Source organism: Nocardia sp. SSK8 (assembly GCF_037034205.1).
Taxonomy (GTDB): domain Bacteria; phylum Actinomycetota; class Actinomycetes; order Mycobacteriales; family Mycobacteriaceae; genus Nocardia.
This window is the reverse complement of sequence record NZ_JBAGKD010000014.1, coordinates 118,424-138,356: the sequence shown is the minus strand read 5'-3', so window position 1 is coordinate 138,356 and position 19,933 is coordinate 118,424. Positions and strand designations below refer to the sequence as shown.

The window sequence follows — 19,933 nt, the reverse complement described above, 5'->3', positions numbered from 1 at the left end:
GGGGTCTCGTCGTCAGTAGGCCCGGCGGATGGGCAGATCGATCACCAGCCGGGCGCCGCCGAGCGGGCTCTCGGCGAAATAGGCGTGCCCGCCGTGCAACTGGGCCTGCTGGGCCACCAGCGCCAGGCCGAGGCCCGAACCACCCTTGGTGGCATTGGTGCCGCGGGCGAAACGGGCGAAGACGGCCTCGCGCTCGCCTGGCGGGACGCCGGTGCCGTTGTCGTCCACCGCGATCACGATGTGGTCGCCGGGGTAGCGGTGCGCCGAGACCACGGCGTGGGTGGCGCCGCCGTGCTTGACCGAATTGGTGAGCGCGTTGTCGACGGCCAGGCGCAGCCCGGCGGGCAGGCCGAGGGTGATCAGCTCGGCATCGGTCTCGATGCGCACCCGCAGGCCGGGGTTGTGCCGCATGGCGTCGTGGGCGGCCTGGTCGCACAGGTCGGCGACATCGGTGGGCACGTGGTCGGCCTCGGCGGTGAGATCGCCACGGGCCAGCCGTTCCAGCGCGGTGAGGGTGGTCTCCACGCGGGTCTCGTTGCGGGCCAGGTCGTCGAGGATCTCGCGGCGCTGCTCGTCGGTGAGGTCGAGGGTGCGCAGCACCTCGAGGTCGGTGCGGATGGCGGTGAGCGGGGTGCGCAGCTCGTGGGCGGAGACGGCGGCGAAATCGCGTGCGGTCTCCAGCGCGGCGGCGGTCTCGGCCTGGGCCTCGTCGACCCGGGCCAGCATGGTGTTCACCGCGTCGGCCAGCTTCACCGCCTCGTCGACACCGGAACCGTCCACCGGGCGCGCCGGATTCGCCGGATCGGGGACGGCGCTGCGGGCCGAGACCTGCCGGGTCAGCGTGACGATGGGTCCGACCGCCCGCCCGGCCAGCAGCCAGCCCAGCGCCGCGGCCGCGGCCACCGCGACACCGGCGCCCGCGAGCACCCAGCGCTGCTGGTCGGCGGTGGCCTTGGCCGACTCGGTGGTCGGGATGGCCAGCGAGACGGTGCGGCCCTCCGGCTGGTTCTCGGTGGTGGTGAGCACGCGGTAGGGCTGGTCGTTCACCTCGACGGTCTGCGAACCGGGGGCCAGCGCGGGCAGCTGGGTGGAGCTGGAGGCGGTCACCTGGCCGTCGTCGCGCACGGTCAGCGCCATGGTGTTCTGCAGGCCGGTCAGGTTGACGAAACCGGTGGCCAGCACCGGCTCGATCAGCACGATGCGCGAGGCGATCTCCAGCTGCTGATCGGTCTGGGTCACGTTATTGCGTTCGATGGCCTGGAAACTGACGAAAGTCGCGATTCCGACGATCAGGACGGCACCGGCCGCGGCCGCCCCCGCGACCCTCGTTCTCAACGAAAACGATTGTCTCCGACGGCGTTTCGGCGGTGCCTCGGTCATTTGGGTTCCCGCAACACGAATCCGACGCCACGGATCGTATGCAGAATCCTTGGCGTGTCATCTATTTCGAGTTTGCGCCGGAGGTATCCGACGAACACATCGACGACATTCGTATCCGCTATGAAATCGTAACCCCACACCAATTCCAGCAGCCGTTCCCGCGTGAGCACCACACCGGCATTCCTGGCCAGGGTCGACAACAATTCGAATTCGCGTTTGGTGAGCTCGATTTCCCGCCCGTGCAGCAGCGCGCGATAACCGGCCACATCCACCTGCAGCGGGCCCACCGCGATGGCGCCGGGCGCGCTCGGCTCGGGCGTGTCGGTGCGGCGGCGCAGCAGCGCGCGGATCCGGGCTACCAGCTCGGCCAGCTCGAAGGGTTTCACCAGGTAGTCGTCGGCGCCGGATTCCAGACCCGCGATCCGGTCGTCCACCGAGGAGCGGGCGCTGAGCACGCAGATCGGCACCTCGTTGCCCATCGCCCGCAGCGCCGTCACCACCCCGGCACCGTCGAGCACCGGCATGTTCATGTCCAGCACGACCGCGTCGGGCCCGTGCTCGGCCACCGCGCGCAGCGCCGCGGCACCGTCGCGAGCCACCAGCACCCGGAAGCCGGACAGTCGCAGGCCACGTTCGACGGAGGCGAGGACGTCCTCGTCGTCATCGACGACCAGGACAGTAGCGGCGGCACGTTCGGTCACGGCTGTGACACTAGCGGCTGGCGCCGCGGTTCTCGGCGCTTGACTCCGCCTCTTCCCTCCCTGCGGGCACTCCTTCGTCGCACCCTCCGGTCAGTCCAGAGGCGGAGGCGCGCCGAGAACGGGACGCAGGGTGCCGCCCTCAGGAGGTGGGTGCGACCGGGTCGCCGTCGAGGTCCGGGGTGTCGGTGGCCGGGATGCCCAGGGGTGGGTTGGCCAGGATGCGGTCGGCCAGGGCGGTGAGGACGGCGGGGTCCTCGATGGTGGCGGGGGGTTCGACGTGCTCGCCCGCGGTGAGCTGGCGGATGGTCTTGCGCAGGATCTTGCCGGAGCGGGTCTTGGGCAGCCCGGTGACGATGATCGCGTCGTAGAGGCTGGCGATGGCCCCGATCTGGGTGCGCACCCGCTCGACAAGCTCGGCGCGCAACTGCTCCTGATCGATCTCGACACCCTGCTTGAGCACCACATACGCCAGCGGCAGGCTGCCCTTGAGCTCGTCGGGCATGCCGATCACGGCGCATTCGGCCACCGCATCGTGCCCGGAGATCGCGGCCTCGATGCTGCCAGCCGACAGGCGGTGACCGGCGATATTGATGACGTCGTCGCTGCGGCCGAGGACGTAGAGATAGCCGTCCTCGTCGAAGTAACCGGAGTCGCCGGTGAGGTAGTGACCGGGGAAGGTGGCCAGGTAGGAGCGGATGAACCGGTCGCGGTCGCGCCACAGGCCGGTCAGCGTGCCGGGCGGCAGCGGCAGCCCGATGACGATATTGCCCTCGACCCCGGCGGGCACGGCATTGCCGTTGGCGTCGAGCACCCGCAGCCGGTAGCCGGGCACCGGCACGCACGCCGAACCGGGCTTGACCGGCAGTTCCTGCAGGCCGAGCGGGTCGGCGCAGATGGGCCAGCCGGTCTCGGTCTGCCACCAGTGATCGACCACGGGGATGTCGGGGTGCTCGGCGAGCAGGGTGTCGGTGGCCCATTCGAAGGTGGCCGGGTCCAGCCGCTCCCCGGCGCAGAACAGCGCGCGCAGCTTGGACAGATCCGAGCGCCGGGCGATGGTGGCCTCGGGGTCGGCGCGGCGGATCGCGCGCAGGGCGGTCGGCGCGGTGAACAGCACCCGCACGTCGTGCTCGTCGATGATCCGCCAGAACACACCCGCGTCGGGGGTGCCGACCGGTTTGCCCTCGTAGAGCACGGTGGTGGCGCCCACCAGCAGCGGCGCGTAGACGATGTAGGAGTGGCCGACCACCCAGCCCACATCCGAGGCCGCCCAGAACACCTGACCGGGGCCGACGTCGTAGATATTGCGCATCGACCAGGACAGCGCCACCGCGTGCCCGCCGTTGTCGCGCACCACGCCCTTGGGCTTTCCGGTGGTGCCGGAGGTGTAGAGGATGTAGAGCGGATCGGTCGCCGCGACCGGCACCGGCTCGGCGGGCTCGACGTCGGCGACGGTGGCGTCCCAGTCCACCCAGCGCGCGGCCACGGTCTGCTCCGAGGCGGGCAGCACGTCGGTGGCGGGCAGGGGAGCGGGGAACTCGATGGTGGCGAACTGCGGCCGCTGCTTGACGATCACCGTGCGCACCGAGGTGGTGGTGGTCAGATCCAGCGCCTGCAGCACGATCGGCGGGTAGTCGATGCGGCGGCCGGGCTCGATCCCGCCCGAGGAAGTGACCACCAATACCGGCTCGGCGTCGTCGATCCGGGCGGCCAGTTCGGGCGCGGCGAAGCCGCCGAAGACCACCGAATGCACCGCGCCGATGCGCGCGCAGGCCAGCATCGCGATCACGGCCTCGGGCACCATCGGCAGATAGATCACGACCCGGTCACCGGCGACCACGCCGAGATCTCGCATCGCGCCGGCGAAGCGCGCGACCTCGTCGAGCAATTCGGCATAGGTATAAACGGTCGTGGTGTCCGTCATAGCGGAGACATATATGAGGGCGGCCTGATCGGCGTGTCCCCCCTCGGCGACGGTGCCCGCGCGCACGTGCCGGTCCAGCGCGTTCACGCAGGTATTGAGCCTGCCGTCGGGGAACCAGCGGGCCGAACGCTTGTCCGCCGCGTCGACGATCTGCTCCGGTGCCACGTCCCACTCGATCGCCTGAGCTGCGGCGGACCAGAAGTGGGCTGGATCGACCAGACTGGTCTGATAGACCGGCCGGTACTCGTGTTCGGTGTCCAAGCCCGTGACTCCCTAGCCTCGCTTCGATGCCCGCTCGATAGATCCAGATGATTGTGGCAGACTTCACGCGACACCCGAGGGGGTGCCGCGACCTTTGGTTTTGCCTGGAACGGGCAGGTCATCGCGCGGACCTCTACCGGGAGTGAGCCAAGAAGTTATTGATCCGTTAGAATCTGATGTCACTTATTAGGGCAGTCGTAGACGCAATTTCTCGGCCAGCCGCAGTTCTCGGCCAGCACCGCCTGGCGAGCCAGCATTGGTGTGAAGGTTCGCTGGTGGCGCTTGGTAGACCGCTTGGTATACGAGGCCAGTTTGGAAAGTGAGTGGGAGATGCGTGACGCCGCTAGGTCCGGCAGCAAGCGCTGGGCGCTCGGCAACTGGGACCTGCGCTGGAAGGTTACGGCCGTACTGGCCGTGCCACTCGCGGTCGCGGTCGGGCTCGGCGTGTCGAGGATTACCTCCGAGTTCTCGGAGGCCAACCGGCTCTCCAGCATCAACGAGCAGGTAGACACGATTCCGTCGGTCACCGCGCTGAGTGCTACCTCGGCGAAGGTGGCCGGTGGTCAGATGGTGCCCGCGGGGCCGAGCGCGACCCTGGTCTCCGACCAGGACCTGTCCGACCTCGACGCCGCCATCGCCGCCGCCGAGAAGTCGATCGGCCGGGTCAGCGAGCTGCCACGCGCGCACGCCGCGCTCGAGCGGATGATCGGCCAGGCCAAGGCGGTGCGGGCGCAGGGCAAGGCGCTGACCGCCTCGCCGGAGCCCGCGCTCGCCGCCGTCGAGCAGATGCGTAAAGACAGCGTCGACATCGTCGAGACCACCGTCGCGCAGGTCAGCGACCCGGTGATGGACACGGCCAAGCTGCGCCTGGTCGACTCGCTCAACACCCGTTCGCTGCTGGTCGACCAGCTCGCCGGTGCCTCCGAGATGCTGCGCGGCATGCCGACCGGCGTGCAGAACTTCCTCACCGGTGTCAGCACCGAGCGGCACCTGCTCGACGTGCTCGCCAACCGCTTCCCCGACGGTGACCGCGTGGTCGCCGACCTCAAGGCCCAGGCCGACCTCCGCAAGAACGCCATCAGCAGCCCCGAGGTCCAGGCGGGCAAGCTGCCCGTCGGCGACCTGCGGACCTCGCTGTACTCCAGTCTGTCCGGCTACGAGGGCGTCGTCTCGCAGGCGACCAAGGCCATCGAGTCCTCGATGGACGAGCTGACCAATGCCGCCGCCACCGGCGCCTGGTCCTACACGGCGGTCGTCATCGCGACCATCCTCGCCGCGCTGTTGCTCGCGGTGTTCGTGGCCCGCTCGATGATCGTGCCGCTGCACCGCCTGCGCCTGGCCGCGCTGCGCGTGGCCGAGTCCGACCTCCCGCACGAGGTCGCCCAGCTCCGCAACGGCGCCGCCCCCGAGGACGTGCCGCTCGAGCCGATGCCGGTGCGGTCCGACGAGGAGATCGGCCAGCTGGCCCGCGCCGTCGACGACATCCACGGGCAGGCGCTGCGCCTGGCCAGTGATCAGGCGCAGATGCGTTCCCAGGTCAACGACATGTTCGAGACCCTGGCCCGGCGCTCCAAGTCGCTTGTCGACCATCAGCTCACCCTCATCGAGGCGATGGAGTACGACGAGAAGGACCCGCGCCTGCTCGAGAACCTCTTCCGCCTCGACCACCTCGCCGCGCGCATGCGCCGTAACGGCGACAACCTGCTCATCCTCGCTGGTACCAAGCAGCGCCGGACCAAGTCGGCCCCGGTCGAGATCGCCGACGTGCTGCGTGCCGCGATCTCCGAGGTCGAGGACTACGAGCGGGTCAAGCTCGGTGCCACCCCGCGTGGCTCGCTGGTCGAACCGGCCGCCTCCGACCTGGCGCACCTGTTCGCCGAGCTGCTCGACAACGCGCTGCGGGCCTCCCCGCCGGAGACCGACGTCAAGTTCACCTTCGCCCAGGCCCACGACCAGGGTCTGCTGATCGAGGTGGCCGACCGCGGTATCGGTATGCCGCCGCAGGAGATGTCGGAGATCAACCGCAGGCTCGAGCAGACCGCCGAGCCCGGTCCCGACACCGCTCGCCACATGGGTCTGTTCGTGGTCGGCCGCCTGGCCGAGCGGCACGGGCTCACCGTGCGGCTGCGGGCGACCTTCGACACCGCGCGCGATCCGGGCGTCACCGTCACGGTGCACGTGCCGGTCGGGCTGATCGTCTCCGGTGCCGGTGGCCCGGTCGTGGCACCGCAGCAGGCGCCCGCGCCGCAGCAGCCCCAGCAGCAGCGCCCGGCCCCGCAGAACCAGCCCAGCACCATGCAGACCCGGGCGATCACCCGCACGCCCGGCGGCAACATGATGGTGACCGTCGATCCCGGCGTCAGCGGGACCGAGGGCGGGCTGCCGCAACGGCAGCCGGGCAACTCGATGGCCCAGGGTGCCCAGGAGGGCGCGGCCGAGCAGTCGGCGCCGACCCTGCGCCCGTCCGCACCCGGTCAGGGCAATGCCCCGCAGCGGGGCAAGCTCGCCGCCGCCGCGCTGCCCAAGCGCACCCTGTCCCCGGGTGGACCGCCGCGTCCGCCCGCCGCGCCGGGTGCCCCCGGCCAGCCCGGCGAGTCCAAGCCCGCCGGTGCCCCGCAGTCTTCGGCCGGTGGCCTACCCGTGCGTCAGCCGGGTGCCAACGGCGCTCCTTCGCGCGAGTCGGCCGCGCCCGCGGGCGGCCTGCCGCCGCGCGAACCGGCCAAGCCGCAGCAGACCCCGGGTGGGTTGCCGCAGCGCTCGCCGGGTGCCAACGGCGCCCCGCCGCGTGACCCGTCGGCCGGACTTCCGCAGCGCGGCGACCAGGCCAACCGCCTGCCCCAGCGCGACCAGCCCGGCGGTCTGCCGCAGCGTGATCCGGCCAGTGGCCTGCCGCAGCGTGAGTCGACCGGCGGTCTCCCGCAGCGTGATCCCGCCGGTGGCTTGCCGCAGCGTGAGACGACTGGTGGTCTGCCCCAGCGTGACCCGGCGGGCGGTCTGCCTCAGCGTGAGTCGACCGGTGGACTCCCGCAGCGTGACATCGCTGGTGGTCTGCCCCAGCGTGAGACAACGGGTGGACTCCCGCAGCGTGATCCGGCTGGTGGCTTGCCTCAACGCGAAACCCCGGGCGGCTTGCCGCAGCGTGAGACGACCGGTGGTCTACCCCAGCGTGAGACGACTGGTGTTCTCCCGCAGCGTGATCCGGCCAGTGGCCTGCCGCAGCGCGACACCACCGGTGGACTCCCGCAGCGTGACCCGGTGACGGGCCTGCCCCAGCGCGATTCCGCCGCCACCCCGCGTGACCCGGCCACCGGGCTCCCGCAGCGCGGTACCGGTGCGCCGCAGCGTGACTCGGCACCGATCCAGCGTGACCCGTCGTCCGGCCTGCCGCAGCGCGGCGCGGGCAACGGTCTCCCGCAGCGTGAGCCGACCCCGCGTCTGCCGCACCGCGACCAGACCGGCGGCCTTCCGCAGCGTGACCCCGCCAGTGGCTTGCCGCAGCGGGAAACCACAGGTGGTCTGCCGCAGCGTGATCCGGCCGGCGGCCTGCCCCAGCGGGGCGCGGGCTCGGGTCTGCCCCAGCGGGCGCCCGCGGCCGGTCAGCCACAGCCCCCGGCCGACGATCCGTCCGGCCCGAATGGGCTGCCGCAGCGCGCCCCCGGCGCTACTGTGGTACCGCAGGCGACCGCGGGGCCAGGAGTGGCTCTGCCGCAACGGGATCGGGAACCTGCGGGGCCGGAGAACGCTGCGTCGGCAGGGCGCGATCCGGGTCGGCACAGTTTCCGGTCGAATCCGGCCAAGGCTGCGTCGTTCTTCCAGACCAGGTTGCAGCCGGCACCGGAAGGCGATTCCGTCATGGGCGGAACGCCGATCTTCGCGGAGATGATGTCGGCGTGGCTCACGGACGAGAATTCCGACCGGTCCCAGATGGCCGCCGCCTTCGAATCACCCGGTGACGAGGGTTGGCAGGCCGCGCGCCGGGCCAGCGAGGCCAAACCCGAGGTCCGTACCGCCGCGGGCTTGCCTCAGCGCAATCCGGGCGGCAGGCTCGTGCCCGGTGGTGTCACCGGCAAGGCCGACAGCACTCCGCAACGTGATCCCGAAACGATCAGGTCCAGCTTGAGTCGTCACCAGCAGGGCGTCCGGGATGGCCGCGCAATGAAGGCAATGAACCTAACCGGAGATAAAGGAGACCGATGAACCCCGATCTAGGTGGTACGAACCGTCAGCTGGATTGGCTGGTTTCGAACTTCGCCAACGAGGTTCCTGGCGTAGCCCATGCCGTCCTGGTCTCGGCTGACGGCCTGCTGATGGCCGCGAGCGCCCAGCTCCCGGTCGACCGCGCGGAGCAGCTGTCCGCGGTGACCGCCGGCCTGGCGAGTCTGTCCGTCGGCGTGTCGAATCTGTTCGAAGGCGGTACTGTACTGCAGTCCGTCGTCGAGATGGAGCACGGTTACCTGCTGCTGATGGCAGTGGGCGACGGCTCCTACCTCGCGGTCCTGACCAACACCTCGTGTGACATCGGTCAGGTTGGCTACGAAATGGCTTTGTTGGTCGAGCGTGTGGGCCAGACCGTCCAGGCCACGCCACGCGTCACGATGGGTTCCTGATGGTGGGATGGACATAGACGATCACCGCATGGGGAGCGCCGAGCCCAGCCTCGTTCGCCCGTACTCCTTGACTGCCGGCCGCACCAGGCCGGCGGTCGAGTTGGCGCTGGAGGCACTCGTCGCATCGCATCCGGTCGCCATGGAGCGGCAGTTCGAACTGAACAACCTCGAAACGTCCATCGTGGAGTTGTGCAGGCAATCGCCGTCCGTTGCCGAGATAGCTGCCCAATTGGGTATACCCATCGGTGTAGCGCGGGTTCTCGTCGCCGACCTCATCGAGGCCGGTCACGTGCGAGTCTCGGCGACTTTGAAAGACGATTCCAGCGACGATGAACGTCGCGAGCTGATCGAAAGGGTTCTCAGTGGACTCCGGCGTATTTGATTCGACGGCGCAGGTCGACACCCGCACGAGCAAGCCGACTTCGGCGAAGATCGTTGTCGCCGGTGGCTTCGGTGTCGGTAAGACCACGTTGGTCGGTGCGGTGTCGGAGATCGTTCCGCTGCGCACCGAGGCGCTGGTCACCAACGCCAGTACCGGAATCGACAACCTGACCGGTATTCCGATGAAGTCGACCACCACGGTGGCGATGGACTTCGGCCGCATCAGCCTCGCCGACGACCTGGTCCTGTACCTGTTCGGTACCCCGGGCCAGTACCGGTTCTGGTTCATGTGGGACGACCTGATCCGCGGTGCCATCGGCGCCGTGGTGCTGGTCGACACCCGCAGGCTGGAAGACAGCTTCGCCGCTGTCGACTACTTCGAGGCTCGCGGTCTGCCGTTCCTGGTGGCGCTCAACGAGTTCGACGACGCGCCCAAGTACCCGCTCGAGGACATCCGCCAGGCCCTGGCCGTCCCCGCCGACGTGCCGATCATGTCGATCGACGCGCGTCGCCGGGAGCCCGCCAAGCAGGCCCTGGTCTCCCTCACCGAGTACGCGCTGCGCAAGGTCATGCAGGGCTACTGACCGGACGGGGCTGCCGCGATGAAGGCCGCAGCCCCTGTTCCCGGCTCCCGCTAGGCTCTGTTCGTGCGCATATCGGCGAATGAGCTGCTGGGTCAGCTGCTCGATTCCGGGACCTTCGTGAGCTGGGATCGGCCTCCGGTCGAGCCCCCGATCACGCCGCGCTACCGCCAGGAGCTGGTGGAGGCCGCCGTGCGCGCGGGCACCGACGAGTCGGTGCTCACCGGCGAGGGCCTGCTGCGCGGGCGCCGGGTGGCGGTGATCGCGTGCGAGTTCGCGTTCCTGGCCGGGTCGATCGGTGTGGCCGCGGCCGAGCGGATCGTCTCGGCGGTCGAGCGCGCGACCGAACTGGGCCTGCCGCTGATCGCCTCGCCGACCTCCGGCGGGACCCGCATGCAGGAGGGCACGGTCGCCTTCGTGCAGATGGTGAAGATCGCCGGTGCGGTCACCGTGCACAAGGCCGCGGGCTATCCCTATCTCGTCTACCTGCGTGATCCGACCATGGGCGGTGTGTTCGCCTCCTGGGGATCGCTCGGTCATATCACCTTCGCCGCGCCCGGCGCGCTCATCGGTTTCCTCGGCCCGCGCGTCTACGAGGCGCTCTACGGCAAGCCCTTCCCGCCCGGGGTGCAGACCGCCGAGAACCTCTATCGCAATGGCGTCATCGACGGGGTGGTGCCGGTGGAGGTGTTCCGCCGCATCGCCCATCGCGCGTTGAGCGTGGCCAGTGGCGCGGTGCTGCCGGTGTCGGCGGAGCCGGGATGGGCTGCGCCCGTGCTGAGTCCGGTGACGGCGGCCAATCCCTCGGCCAGCGCCTGGGATTCGGTGTTGAGTACCCGGCGGCCCGGCCGACCGGGCATTCGTGACCTGTTACGCCATGTCACGCAACGGGTTCCGCTCAGCGGCACCGGCCAGGGGGAGTCCGATCGCACCGTGGTGCTGGCCCTGGCCCGCTTCGGCGGCCAGCCCTGTGTGGTCTTCGGCCACGATCGCGCGGGTCAGCGCGGCGAACACACCATGGGCCCGGCCGCATTACGTGAGGCCCGGCGCGCGATGGCGCTGGCGAAGGAGCTGCGGCTGCCGCTCGTGCTGGTGATCGACACCGTCGGCGCGGCCCTGTCCAAGGAGGCCGAGGAACGCGGCCTGGCCCCCGAAATCGCCCGCTGCCTGGCCGATCTGGTCACCCTCGACACCCCGACCGTGTCGATCCTGCTCGGCCAGGGCACCGGCGGTGGCGCGCTCGCGCTGCTGCCCGCCGACCGGGTGCTGGCCGCCGGACACGGCTGGCTCGCGCCGCTGCCGCCGGAGGGCGCGAGCGCCATCGTCTTCCGCGATACCGCGCACGCGCCGGAACTGGCCGACGCGCAAGGCATTCGCGCCATCGACCTGCACCGTGACGGCGTGGTCGACCGGATCGTCGGCGAATACCCGGACGCCGCAGCCGAACCCGTGGCCTTCGCCCGGCGCATGGTACTGGCCGTCACCGAGGAGCTGGCCGCGCTGCGCGCCACCCCGACCGGTGAGCTGCGTGCCCTGCGGCAGGTGCGCTACCGCCGCCTCGGGCTCACGGGGGTGGTCTACTGACTCGCGCCCCGGTTCCTACCCAACCCGGACTCGGGGAAACACGCAGGTCGGCGTCGTTGACGGTACGGCGAAGCACTTCTACGGTCGGAAGGGTGACCTTCCGTAGCGCAAGCAGCCCCGTTCCCACCATCGTGCTCAACGACGGGAACGTGATCCCGCAGCTGGGGTTCGGCGTGTTCCAGGTGCCCGCGGACGATGTCACCGGAGTGGTGGCCGAGGCGTTGAAGGTCGGCTACCGCAGTATCGACACGGCCGCGGTCTACGGAAACGAGGAAGGCGTAGGCCGCGCCATCCGTGAGTCGGGCATCCCGCGCGACGAGATCTACCTGACCACCAAGCTGTGGAACGCCGATCAGGGGTACGACACCACCCTGCGGGCCTTCGATGCCAGCATGAAACGTCTTGGTCTGGACTATCTAGACCTGTATCTCATCCACTGGCCGGTGCCCTCGGCCGCGCGCTACGTCGACACCTTCCGCGCGTTCAAAGCACTCCAGACGGACGGCCGGATCGGCTCGATCGGCGTCTCCAACTTCCGGGTGATCGACCTGGAGACCCTGATCGCCGACACCGGCACGACCCCCGCGGTCAACCAGATCGAACTGCATCCCACCCTCGCCCAGCGCGACCTGCGCCAGTACGGCGCCAACCACGCCATCGCCACCGAGGCGTGGAGCCCGCTGGGCCAGGGCACCCTGCTCGACAACCCCACCATCGCGAGCATCGCCGAGGAACTCGACCGCACGCCCGCCCAGGTGATCATCCGCTGGCACCTGCAGCTGGGCAATATCGTCATCCCCAAGTCGGTGACGCCCTCCCGGATCGCCGAGAACTTCGACGTGTTCACCTTCGAACTCGGCGCCGAGGCCATGGAGGCGATCAACCGCCTCGACAACGGCACCCGCGTGGGCCCCGACCCCGGCACCTTCAGCGCCGGTCTGGACTGATCCCGAGATACCCCGTCAGTTCGGCGGCCGCCGCGCGCCCGGCCCGGTTGGCGCCGATGGTGCTGGCCGAGGGTCCGTAGCCGATCAGGTGGATGCGCGGGTCGACCTCGACCTGGGTGGCCAACCGCCCGGTCATGGTGATCCCGCCGCCGGGTCCGCGCAGCCGCAGCGGCGCCAGATGATCCAGCGCGCTGCGGAACCCGGTGGCCCACAGGATGACATCGGCCGCCTGGAACCGCCCGTCGGCCCAGCGCACGCCGTCGGGCTCGATCCGCTCGAACATCGGCAGCCGGTCCAGCGCGCCGCGATCGCGGGCGGCCCGCAGCCGGTCGTCGAGGGGCAGCCCGGTCACCGAGACCACCGAGCCCGGCGGCAGTCCGCGCCGCACCCGGTCCTCCACGATCGCCACCGCGTCGCGGCCGTCCTGTTCGGCGAACGGTGTCTCGCGCCAGCGTGGTTCGGTGCGGGTGACCCAGGTGGTGGAGGTCACCCGGGAGATCTCGTCGAGCAGCTGCACCGCCGAGATCCCGCCGCCGACCACTACCACGTGCTTGCCAGCGAACTCGGCGGCGGTGCGGTAGTCGCGGGTGTGCAGCTGGCGTCCGGCGAAGCCGCTCGCGCCCGGATACACCGGGATGAACGGGTGTTCCCAGGTGCCGGTGCCGTTGATCAGGCCGCGCACCCGCAGCGTGCCCGCGCCTTCGGTCTCGACTTGCAGCACCTCGCCGCGCCCGGCGCAGGTCTGGCCGTCGGCGGTGCGATCGCAGACCACCCGCACCGATACCTGGCGGTGTACGCGCAGGTCGAAGCGCTTTTCGTAGAGTTCGTAATAGTGTGGCACCGCGGTCGCGGCGGGCGCGGATGCCGAACCGGGCGGCAAGGTCTCGGCGAAGGACATTCCGGGCAGATCGTGCACCCGGTTGACGGTGGTGAGCGTCAGCGAGGGCCAGCGGAACTGCCAGGCGCCGCCGGGACCGGGCGCGTGGTCGACGATCAGGAAATCGCGTTCGGGCACCAGCCCCCGCCTGCGCAGGTGATACCCGGCCGACAGCCCGGCCTGGCCCGCGCCGATCACCAGGATGTCGAAGTCGGTCGCCACAGCCGCCGATGGTATCGCCTTGCGTGGCGTCGACCCCGGCCTGTGGCAAAGTGAAGACGTTCAGTGAACCCGTCCTTACTGGGGAGGATCCATGCTCGGCGTGACCCGTGACGGTGACGTGATCACGATCGAATTGCAGCGCGAACAGCGCCGCAACGCGCTCAACGAGGAGCTGGTCGGTCAGCTGCGGACCGCCATGCTCGACGCGGTCGACCAGGGTGCCCGCGTCATCGTGCTGACCGGCCGCGGTCCCATCTTCAGCGCGGGCGCCGATCTGACCGGGGTGTACTCCGAGTCGTTCCTGACCGGCCTGCTCGACATGCTGCACACCATCGAAGCGCTTCCGGTGCCGGTGATCTCGGCGATCAACGGCGGCGCGCTCGGCGCTGGCGTGCAGCTGGCGCTGGCCTCGGACCTGCGGGTGATCGAGCCCGACGCGTACATCGCGGTGCCCGCCGCCAAGCTGGGCATCTCGGTGGACCGCTGGACGGTGAGCAGGCTGGTCTCGCTGATCGGCGGCGGACCGGCCCGCACCATCCTGCTCGGCGCCGAGTCGGTCTCGGCCGACGACGCCTACGCCTACGGCTTCGCCAACAAACTCGGCACCCTGGCCGATGCCAAGGACTGGGCCAAGTCCATCGCCGCGCTGGCCCCGCTCTCGCTGCGGGCGATGAAGCTCATGCTCAACGACGACGGCACCAGGGAACCAGCCAGCGCGATCCAGCAGGCCGCGCTGGAAGCCGCCTGGAGCAGTGACGACGCGAAGGAGGGCCGATTGGCTCGGCAGGAGAAGCGCCCCGCGAAGTTCGTGGGCCGGTGATACGCCTCGCGCGCGTCGCGGGGTCGGTGGCGAGCTCGCTCGGGCTCGCCTGGGTGGCGCGCGCGGTGTGGGGTCTGCCTACCGCGCTCGGCGCCGGGCCGTCGGCCATCGAGCCGACCGCCCTTGGCAAGTCGTCCTATCGTGACGGCCGCTTCCACAACACCGAACCCAGCAGCATGCTCGCGGCCGGTGCCGCGCCCTCGCTGCTGTGGTCCGGACTCACCAAGGGCCGAGTCGGCAGGCCCGGTAAGCCGGTGCCGCTGGTCACGCCCGCGGTGCCCGAGCAGGCCGCCGAGCTCGCGGTGACCTGGTACGGGCACGCGAGCGCGCTGATCGAGCTCGACGGCTACCGCGTGCTGGCCGACCCGGTGTGGAGCGAGCGCGTCTCGCCCTCGCCGCTGATCGGCCCGGCCCGGCTGCACCCGGTGCCCGGCGCGCTGGCGACGCTGCCCAAGGTCGACGCGGTGATCATCTCCCACGATCACTACGACCATCTGGACAAGGCCACCGTCGACGCCCTGGTCCGCGGCCAGCTCGCGCCCTTCGTGGTGCCCACCGGGATCGGCGCGCACCTGCGGCACTGGGGTGTGCCCGAGTACCGCATCATCGAGCTGGACTGGGGTGGCTCGGTCTCGCTCGGGCACGGCAAGGACGATCGCGGCCTCACCATCACCTGCGCCGAGGCCCGGCACTTCTCCGGGCGCGGCCTGGTCCGCAACACCACGCTGTGGGCGTCCTGGGCGCTGGCCGGGCCAAGCAAGCGGGTCTATTTCGGCGGCGACACCGGCTACACCAAGGCGTTCGCGCAGGCGGGCGCGGTGCTCGGCCCGTTCGACCTCACCCTGCTGCCCATCGGCGCCTATGACGAGCGCTGGACCGATGTGCACATGAATCCCGAGGAGGCGGTGCGCGCGCACGCCGACCTGTGCCTGGGCGATCCGGGCTTCGGGCTGCTGGTCCCGATCCACTGGGCCACCTTCAATCTGGCCTTCCATCGCTGGGCCGAGCCCGTGCGGCGGCTGGTCGAGGCCGCCGACGCGGCCGGAACGGCGACGGTGGTGCCCAAGCCGGGCCAGCGGGTGGTTCCGAATGACCTCCCACCACGGGTGACGTGGTGGGAAGATGTGGAGTGAACCTCCTCGCGAAAGGAATTTCGGCAGATGAGTCTCGTGGATACCTTGAAGGGCCTGCTCGGTAAGGGCAAGGACGCGGCCGCCCAGAACGCCGACAAGATCAACGACGCGGTCGACAAGGCCGGTTCGTTCATCGATGAGAAGACCGGCGGCAAGTACAGCGACAAGATCGAGAAGGGCAAGGACGCGGCCAAGAAGGTCGTTCCGCCGCAGCAGCCCGGTAGCGGGCCTGCCACCGGCGGCCCCGCCCCGACCGATCCGGGACCGCAGGCCTGATTCGGCACGCGGGGGCCGGGCATCGGTCCCCGCCGCCGGACCGCGTCGATGGTCCGCCGGGAGTTCCGGGGCGCGCCGGGTGAACCGGGCATCGAGGTTGAGCTCAGCAACCTCGACAAGGTGCTGTACCCGGCGACCGGAACGACCAAAGGCGAGGTGATCGCCTACTATTCGGCGATCGCCCCCGCCCTGCTGCCCCACGTCGTGGGGCGGCCGGTCACTCGTAAGCGGTGGCCCAACGGCGTGGATCACGCCGACTTCTTCGAGAAGAACCTGCCCGAGCACGCGCCCGCCTGGATCACGCGGGTCGCCATGGAGCATTCCAGCCGTCGGGTGGTGTATCCGCTGATCGACTCCGAGGCGGGCATGGCCTGGCTGGGTCAGCAGGCCGCGCTGGAAATCCATGTGCCGCAATGGCGTTTCGACGGTGACCAGCGCGGGCCCGCCACCCGTATCGTGCTCGATCTCGACCCCGGGCCCGAGGCCGGGCTGGCCGAGTGCGCGCGGGTGGCGCTGGCCGTGCGCGAGATGGTCGCCGGGATCGGCATGCGTGCCTTCCCGGTCACCAGTGGTAGCAAGGGAATTCACCTCTACGTGCCACTGGACCCGCCGCTGAGTTCGCGCGGTGCCTCGACCGTGGCCAAGCAGGTGGCCACCAATCTCGAACAGCTGCACCCGGATCTGGTGACGGCGACCATGGCGAAATCCGCGCGCACCGGCAAGGTGTTCCTGGACTGGAGCCAGAACAATGCCGCCAAGACCACCATCGCCCCGTACTCCCTGCGCGGTCGCGCTCAACCGCATGTCGCCGCCCCGCGCACCTGGGCCGAGCTCGAGGACTCGGATACCTTGCGCCAGTTGCGTTTCGACGAGGTACTGGCCCGGTGGCACGCCGATGGCGACCTGCTCGCGGAGCTCGACCCGGCACTGCCCGACGCGCTCAGCAAGTACCGCAGCATGCGCGATCCGGAGCGGACCCCGGAACCGGTGCCCGCCGCCGCGCCCGCGCCCGGCCCCGGCAATCGCTATGTCGTCCAGGAACATCACGCGCGCCGCCTGCACTGGGACGTGCGCCTCGAACACGACGGCGTGCTCGCCTCCTGGGCCGTCCCCAAGGGCCCGCCCACCGAGCCGAAGCACAATCGCCTCGCCGTGCGCACCGAGGACCACCCGATGGAGTACCTGGACTTCCACGGCACCATCCCCAAAGGCGAATACGGCGCGGGGGAGATGACCATCTGGGACTCGGGGACCTTTCTCACCGAGAAGTGGCGCGAGGACGAGGTGATCGTCGAACTCGACGGTGAGCGTCTCCAGGGTCGCTACGCCTTCATCCAGACCAAGGGCGACCAGTGGCTCATGCACTACATGCGTGATCAGAGCCGACGGGAAGCGGTGCCGGACAACGGGTCCGGTGCACTCCCGCGCGGCCTGTCGCCCATGCTGGCCACTGCCGGTGAGGTGACTGCGCTGTCGGCCCGCGAGTGGGCGTTCGAGACCAAATGGGACGGGTTCCGGGTGATCGTCGAGGTCGACGACGGCACCGTCACCGTGCGCAGCCGGGCGGGCAATACCGTGACCGCCCGGTACCCCCGGTTCGCCGCGCTCGGTCAGGAACTGGCGAATCACCGGGTGGTCCTGGATGGGGAAGCGGTGGTCCTCGATGCCGCCGGACTCTCGGATATCTCCGCGCTGCAAGCGGATTCGGCACGGGCGATCTTCGTCGCCTTCGACGTGCTGCACCTGGACGGCACCTCGCTGCTGCGCAAGAAATACACCGACCGGCGGGCCGTGCTCGAGGCGCTGGGCAGGCTGGCGCCGTCGCTGAATGTGTCGGAGCTGCTGGATGGTTCGGGTGCCGAGGCCATGGCCGACAGTCGTGATCAGGGGCAGGAGGGCGTGGTCGCCAAGCGCCGGGACTCGGTGTATCAGCCGGGCAAACGGGCCCAGACCTGGCTCAAGGAACGCAACTGGCGGTCCAGGGAGGTGGTCGTCGGCGGCTGGCGGCGCAGCGAGAAGCGGCAGTTCAAGTCGCTGCTGCTGGGGATTCCGCACGAGACCGGGCTGATCTACATCGGCCGGGTCGGCACCGGCTTCGGTGACGAACAGGCGGGCCGGATCGCCGCGGAACTACAGCGCCTGCGTCGCGATACCTCGCCGTTCGCCAATGAGATGACCGCCGACGAACGCCGCGACGCGCAGTGGGTCGAACCCGAACTCACCGGCACCGTCCGCTTCCAGGCCTGGACCGACACCGGCAGGCTGTGGCACCCGGTGTGGGACGGTCTGACCGGTTCCCGGCACTGAGCCCTGTCCACGAAAGCTGTGGTGTTGCTAGGGTGATCGCGTTGGACCGGTTGGACACACGAGGAGTGCACGGTGGATTTCAAGAACCTGGCGGGCAAGGCGATGGATCTGGCGGTCAAGAACGCCGACAAGGTCGACGGCGTCATCGACAAGGCCGGTGATGTGGTCGACGCCAAGACCGGCGGGAAGTTCGCGGGTCAGGTCGATTCGGCCCAGGAAGCCGCCAAGAAGGCGCTGCGCGAACAGCGCTGATAATCCTGCGGGCCCGCCGCCACGGGCCCGCAGGATCAGCGTGCCGAGAGTTTGCCCGGAGATTGTTCGCCGGGCTCGGCACGATTGTTCCGCTGGCACTCTCGCGCCGGGCCGGTCGTGGCTTCGGCGCGAGAGTGGCTGTGGTGCGGGCTAGTTGGTCTGCTGAGCCCACTGGGTGGTGCCGGGCGGAGCGGCGAGGGTGTTGATCAGGTCCATGCCCGCCACGATCAGGGTGGGACCACCGACGATCAGGCTGCCGATGATGCCACCGACGCTGGCTCCGGTGATGAAGCCGGGAACGGCGCCGATGCCGGGGATGACCACGCCGCCGACGATGAGGCCGATGACCGCGCCCAGGCCCATACCGACGAAACTGCCGATAGCTGTCGCCAGACCGAAGGTGGAGGCGAAGTTCGCCTGTGCGGCATAGTTTTCCGCGGGCGAGGCGACCGGCGTCAGGTTCGGCTTGGCCGCCGCGACATCCTTGACCGGGGTGATCTCGAGGACTGTCCGATCCTGGCTGACGGAGTGCGGCAGCGGGTATTCGAAGCTCCCGTCGCGCACGGACAGCGGCAGCGCGACCAGCGTCCCACCGGCCTCGTCGCGGATCTCGACCCCGCTGCCGGTGACTTCGAAGGTGCCGTGGGTCAGCGTGGTAACCACCTTGTTGCCGACCAGCTCGGTGCGGTAGTCGACATTGGGGGTGACCGGGTCGGCGTGCGAGATTCCCGTGCCGACCAGTGCTGCCGCGAGCGCAGGGATAGCGACCGCGGCGATCTTACGGATGATCATGTAACCATTCCCATCTGGTTCATCAGGTGACGTACCCAAACGACAGCGCCGCGGTCGTGGCTCCCCCGAGAACCGAGTGACGGCGCGTAAAGCGGTCCAGCTCGAATTGTCGTTGAACCATAGCCCGCTATCGGGTTGCCGACGAGGGAATTCCGATTTTAAACCTGAGTTTTCTCATAGATATTTGCTATGAGATCAGTGCAGGATGCTGATCGCCCGCGCGATCACCAGCGTGGCGATGACCAGCGAGATCGCCGACTGCGCGAGCATCACCGCCTTGCACCAGCGCGAGAGCGGCAGCACGTCGGCGGGCGCGAAGGAGGCGGCGTTGGTGAACGAGAGGTACAGGTAGTCCAGGTACTCCGGGCGCCAGTCCTTGTCGGCGGTCGTGGGGTCCTGCATCTGCGGAAACAGGAAGTCCGGCACCGGTTCCCGGCCGTTGGCCCGCGCCGCGGGGCCACCCCGGTCGAACTCCCAGTACCAGAGCGAGAAGGCGATCACGTTGGTCGCCCAGATCAGCGCGCCGCTGCCCAGCAGTTCGGTCGGCTCCTGGTCGACCTGGCTCGCGACGATATCGCGCACCAGGCGCATCGCCGAGAGCGCGGTGGTGATGCTGATCAGCCCGGTCAGCACGAGGCTCAGGCCGCGAATCCAGCGCTCCTCCCGGTCCATCCGGCTCGGGTTGACGATCACCAGGATCGCCAGCACGCCCAGTTCCAGCGCGGGCAGCACCCAGGCGGGCGAGGGCAGGAACTCGTTGGGCAGCAACACCTGTACCACCACGATGCCCAGGACCGCGGCGGTGGCGGCGAGCCGGGACTCGCCCTCGCTGGGCAGCTGCCAGGTGGGTACCGCGCGCTCGCTGTCGGTCACGCGAGTCAGTATCGCCCG

At 69.8% G+C, this 19,933-nt stretch carries 17 protein-coding genes; 11 read left to right on the top strand and 6 right to left on the bottom strand.

The window, feature by feature from the left end:
• Window positions 1-12: 12 nt before the first annotated feature.
• From WA675_RS23430 to WA675_RS23420, 3 genes are all read right to left on the bottom strand, one after another.
• Window positions 13-1,335 (bottom strand): sensor histidine kinase, encoded by a 1,323-nt coding sequence (locus WA675_RS23430; protein ID WP_336087135.1) that lies wholly within the window; start codon window positions 1,333-1,335, stop codon window positions 13-15.
• Window positions 1,336-1,376: 41 nt separating this feature from the next.
• Window positions 1,377-2,081, bottom strand: coding sequence for a response regulator transcription factor (locus WA675_RS23425; protein ID WP_336087133.1), 705 nt, complete (start codon window positions 2,079-2,081; stop codon window positions 1,377-1,379).
• Between the two features lie 139 nt (window positions 2,082-2,220).
• Complete coding sequence (locus WA675_RS23420) at window positions 2,221-4,263, bottom strand: AMP-binding protein (RefSeq protein ID WP_336087131.1); 2,043 nt, start codon at window positions 4,261-4,263, stop codon at window positions 2,221-2,223.
• A 330-nt stretch (window positions 4,264-4,593) separates the two neighbouring features.
• Between WA675_RS23420 and WA675_RS23415 the strand changes: the two genes are divergently transcribed.
• From WA675_RS23415 to WA675_RS23390, 6 genes are all read left to right on the top strand, one after another.
• Window positions 4,594-8,460, top strand: coding sequence for an ATP-binding protein (locus WA675_RS23415; RefSeq protein WP_336087129.1), 3,867 nt, complete (start codon window positions 4,594-4,596; stop codon window positions 8,458-8,460).
• Window positions 8,457-8,870, top strand: a complete 414-nt coding sequence (locus tag WA675_RS23410; protein ID WP_011207200.1) for a roadblock/LC7 domain-containing protein — start codon at window positions 8,457-8,459, stop codon at window positions 8,868-8,870. The genes WA675_RS23415 and WA675_RS23410 overlap by 4 nt, the downstream gene beginning before the upstream one ends.
• A 7-nt stretch (window positions 8,871-8,877) precedes the next feature.
• Window positions 8,878-9,252: a DUF742 domain-containing protein gene (locus WA675_RS23405; protein ID WP_019044950.1), complete on the top strand. Its 375-nt coding sequence runs from the start codon at window positions 8,878-8,880 to the stop codon at window positions 9,250-9,252.
• A complete protein-coding gene (locus WA675_RS23400) occupies window positions 9,233-9,835 on the top strand; it encodes a GTP-binding protein (RefSeq protein ID WP_019044951.1) in 603 nt (200 codons plus the stop codon). Before WA675_RS23405 ends, WA675_RS23400 begins: the two co-directional genes overlap by 20 nt.
• 63 nt (window positions 9,836-9,898) lie before the next feature.
• Window positions 9,899-11,416, top strand: coding sequence for a carboxyl transferase domain-containing protein (locus WA675_RS23395; protein ID WP_442945704.1), 1,518 nt, complete (start codon window positions 9,899-9,901; stop codon window positions 11,414-11,416).
• A 92-nt stretch (window positions 11,417-11,508) separates the two neighbouring features.
• Window positions 11,509-12,363 carry an aldo/keto reductase gene (locus WA675_RS23390; protein WP_336087118.1) on the top strand — a complete coding sequence of 285 codons (855 nt, stop codon included), beginning with the start codon at window positions 11,509-11,511 and terminating at the stop codon, window positions 12,361-12,363.
• On the opposite strand, the gene WA675_RS23385 is transcribed toward WA675_RS23390, so the two are convergent.
• The gene (locus tag WA675_RS23385; RefSeq protein ID WP_336087116.1) at window positions 12,344-13,462 is read right to left on the bottom strand and encodes an NAD(P)-binding domain-containing protein; all 1,119 of its coding nucleotides are present in this window, start codon (window positions 13,460-13,462) and stop codon (window positions 12,344-12,346) included. The genes WA675_RS23390 and WA675_RS23385 overlap by 20 nt on opposite strands.
• Window positions 13,463-13,553: 91 nt before the next feature.
• Between WA675_RS23385 and WA675_RS23380 the strand changes: the two genes are divergently transcribed.
• From WA675_RS23380 to WA675_RS23360, 5 genes are all read left to right on the top strand, one after another.
• Entirely contained in the window at window positions 13,554-14,282 is a 729-nt protein-coding gene (locus tag WA675_RS23380; RefSeq protein WP_336087113.1) for an enoyl-CoA hydratase, read from the top strand.
• Window positions 14,282-15,415, top strand: coding sequence for an MBL fold metallo-hydrolase (locus WA675_RS23375; RefSeq protein ID WP_442945707.1), 1,134 nt, complete (start codon window positions 14,282-14,284; stop codon window positions 15,413-15,415). The genes WA675_RS23380 and WA675_RS23375 overlap by 1 nt, the downstream gene beginning before the upstream one ends.
• Window positions 15,416-15,442: 27 nt before the next feature.
• Complete coding sequence (locus tag WA675_RS23370; protein ID WP_336087109.1) at window positions 15,443-15,691, top strand: antitoxin; 249 nt, start codon at window positions 15,443-15,445, stop codon at window positions 15,689-15,691.
• A 48-nt stretch (window positions 15,692-15,739) separates the two neighbouring features.
• Window positions 15,740-17,998, top strand: a complete 2,259-nt coding sequence (locus WA675_RS23365) for an ATP-dependent DNA ligase (protein ID WP_336087107.1) — start codon at window positions 15,740-15,742, stop codon at window positions 17,996-17,998.
• 72 nt (window positions 17,999-18,070) lie between these two features.
• A complete protein-coding gene (locus WA675_RS23360) occupies window positions 18,071-18,250 on the top strand; it encodes an antitoxin (RefSeq protein ID WP_336087105.1) in 180 nt (59 codons plus the stop codon).
• 150 nt (window positions 18,251-18,400) lie between these two features.
• Here WA675_RS23360 and WA675_RS23355 read toward each other — a convergent pair whose 3' ends face one another.
• Together WA675_RS23355 and WA675_RS23350 are read right to left on the bottom strand one after the other, a co-directional pair.
• Complete coding sequence (locus WA675_RS23355; protein WP_336087104.1) at window positions 18,401-19,042, bottom strand: ammonium transporter; 642 nt, start codon at window positions 19,040-19,042, stop codon at window positions 18,401-18,403.
• Window positions 19,043-19,237: 195 nt separating this feature from the next.
• Window positions 19,238-19,915, bottom strand: coding sequence for a DUF1345 domain-containing protein (locus WA675_RS23350; protein ID WP_336087102.1), 678 nt, complete (start codon window positions 19,913-19,915; stop codon window positions 19,238-19,240).
• Window positions 19,916-19,933 lie beyond the last annotated feature (18 nt).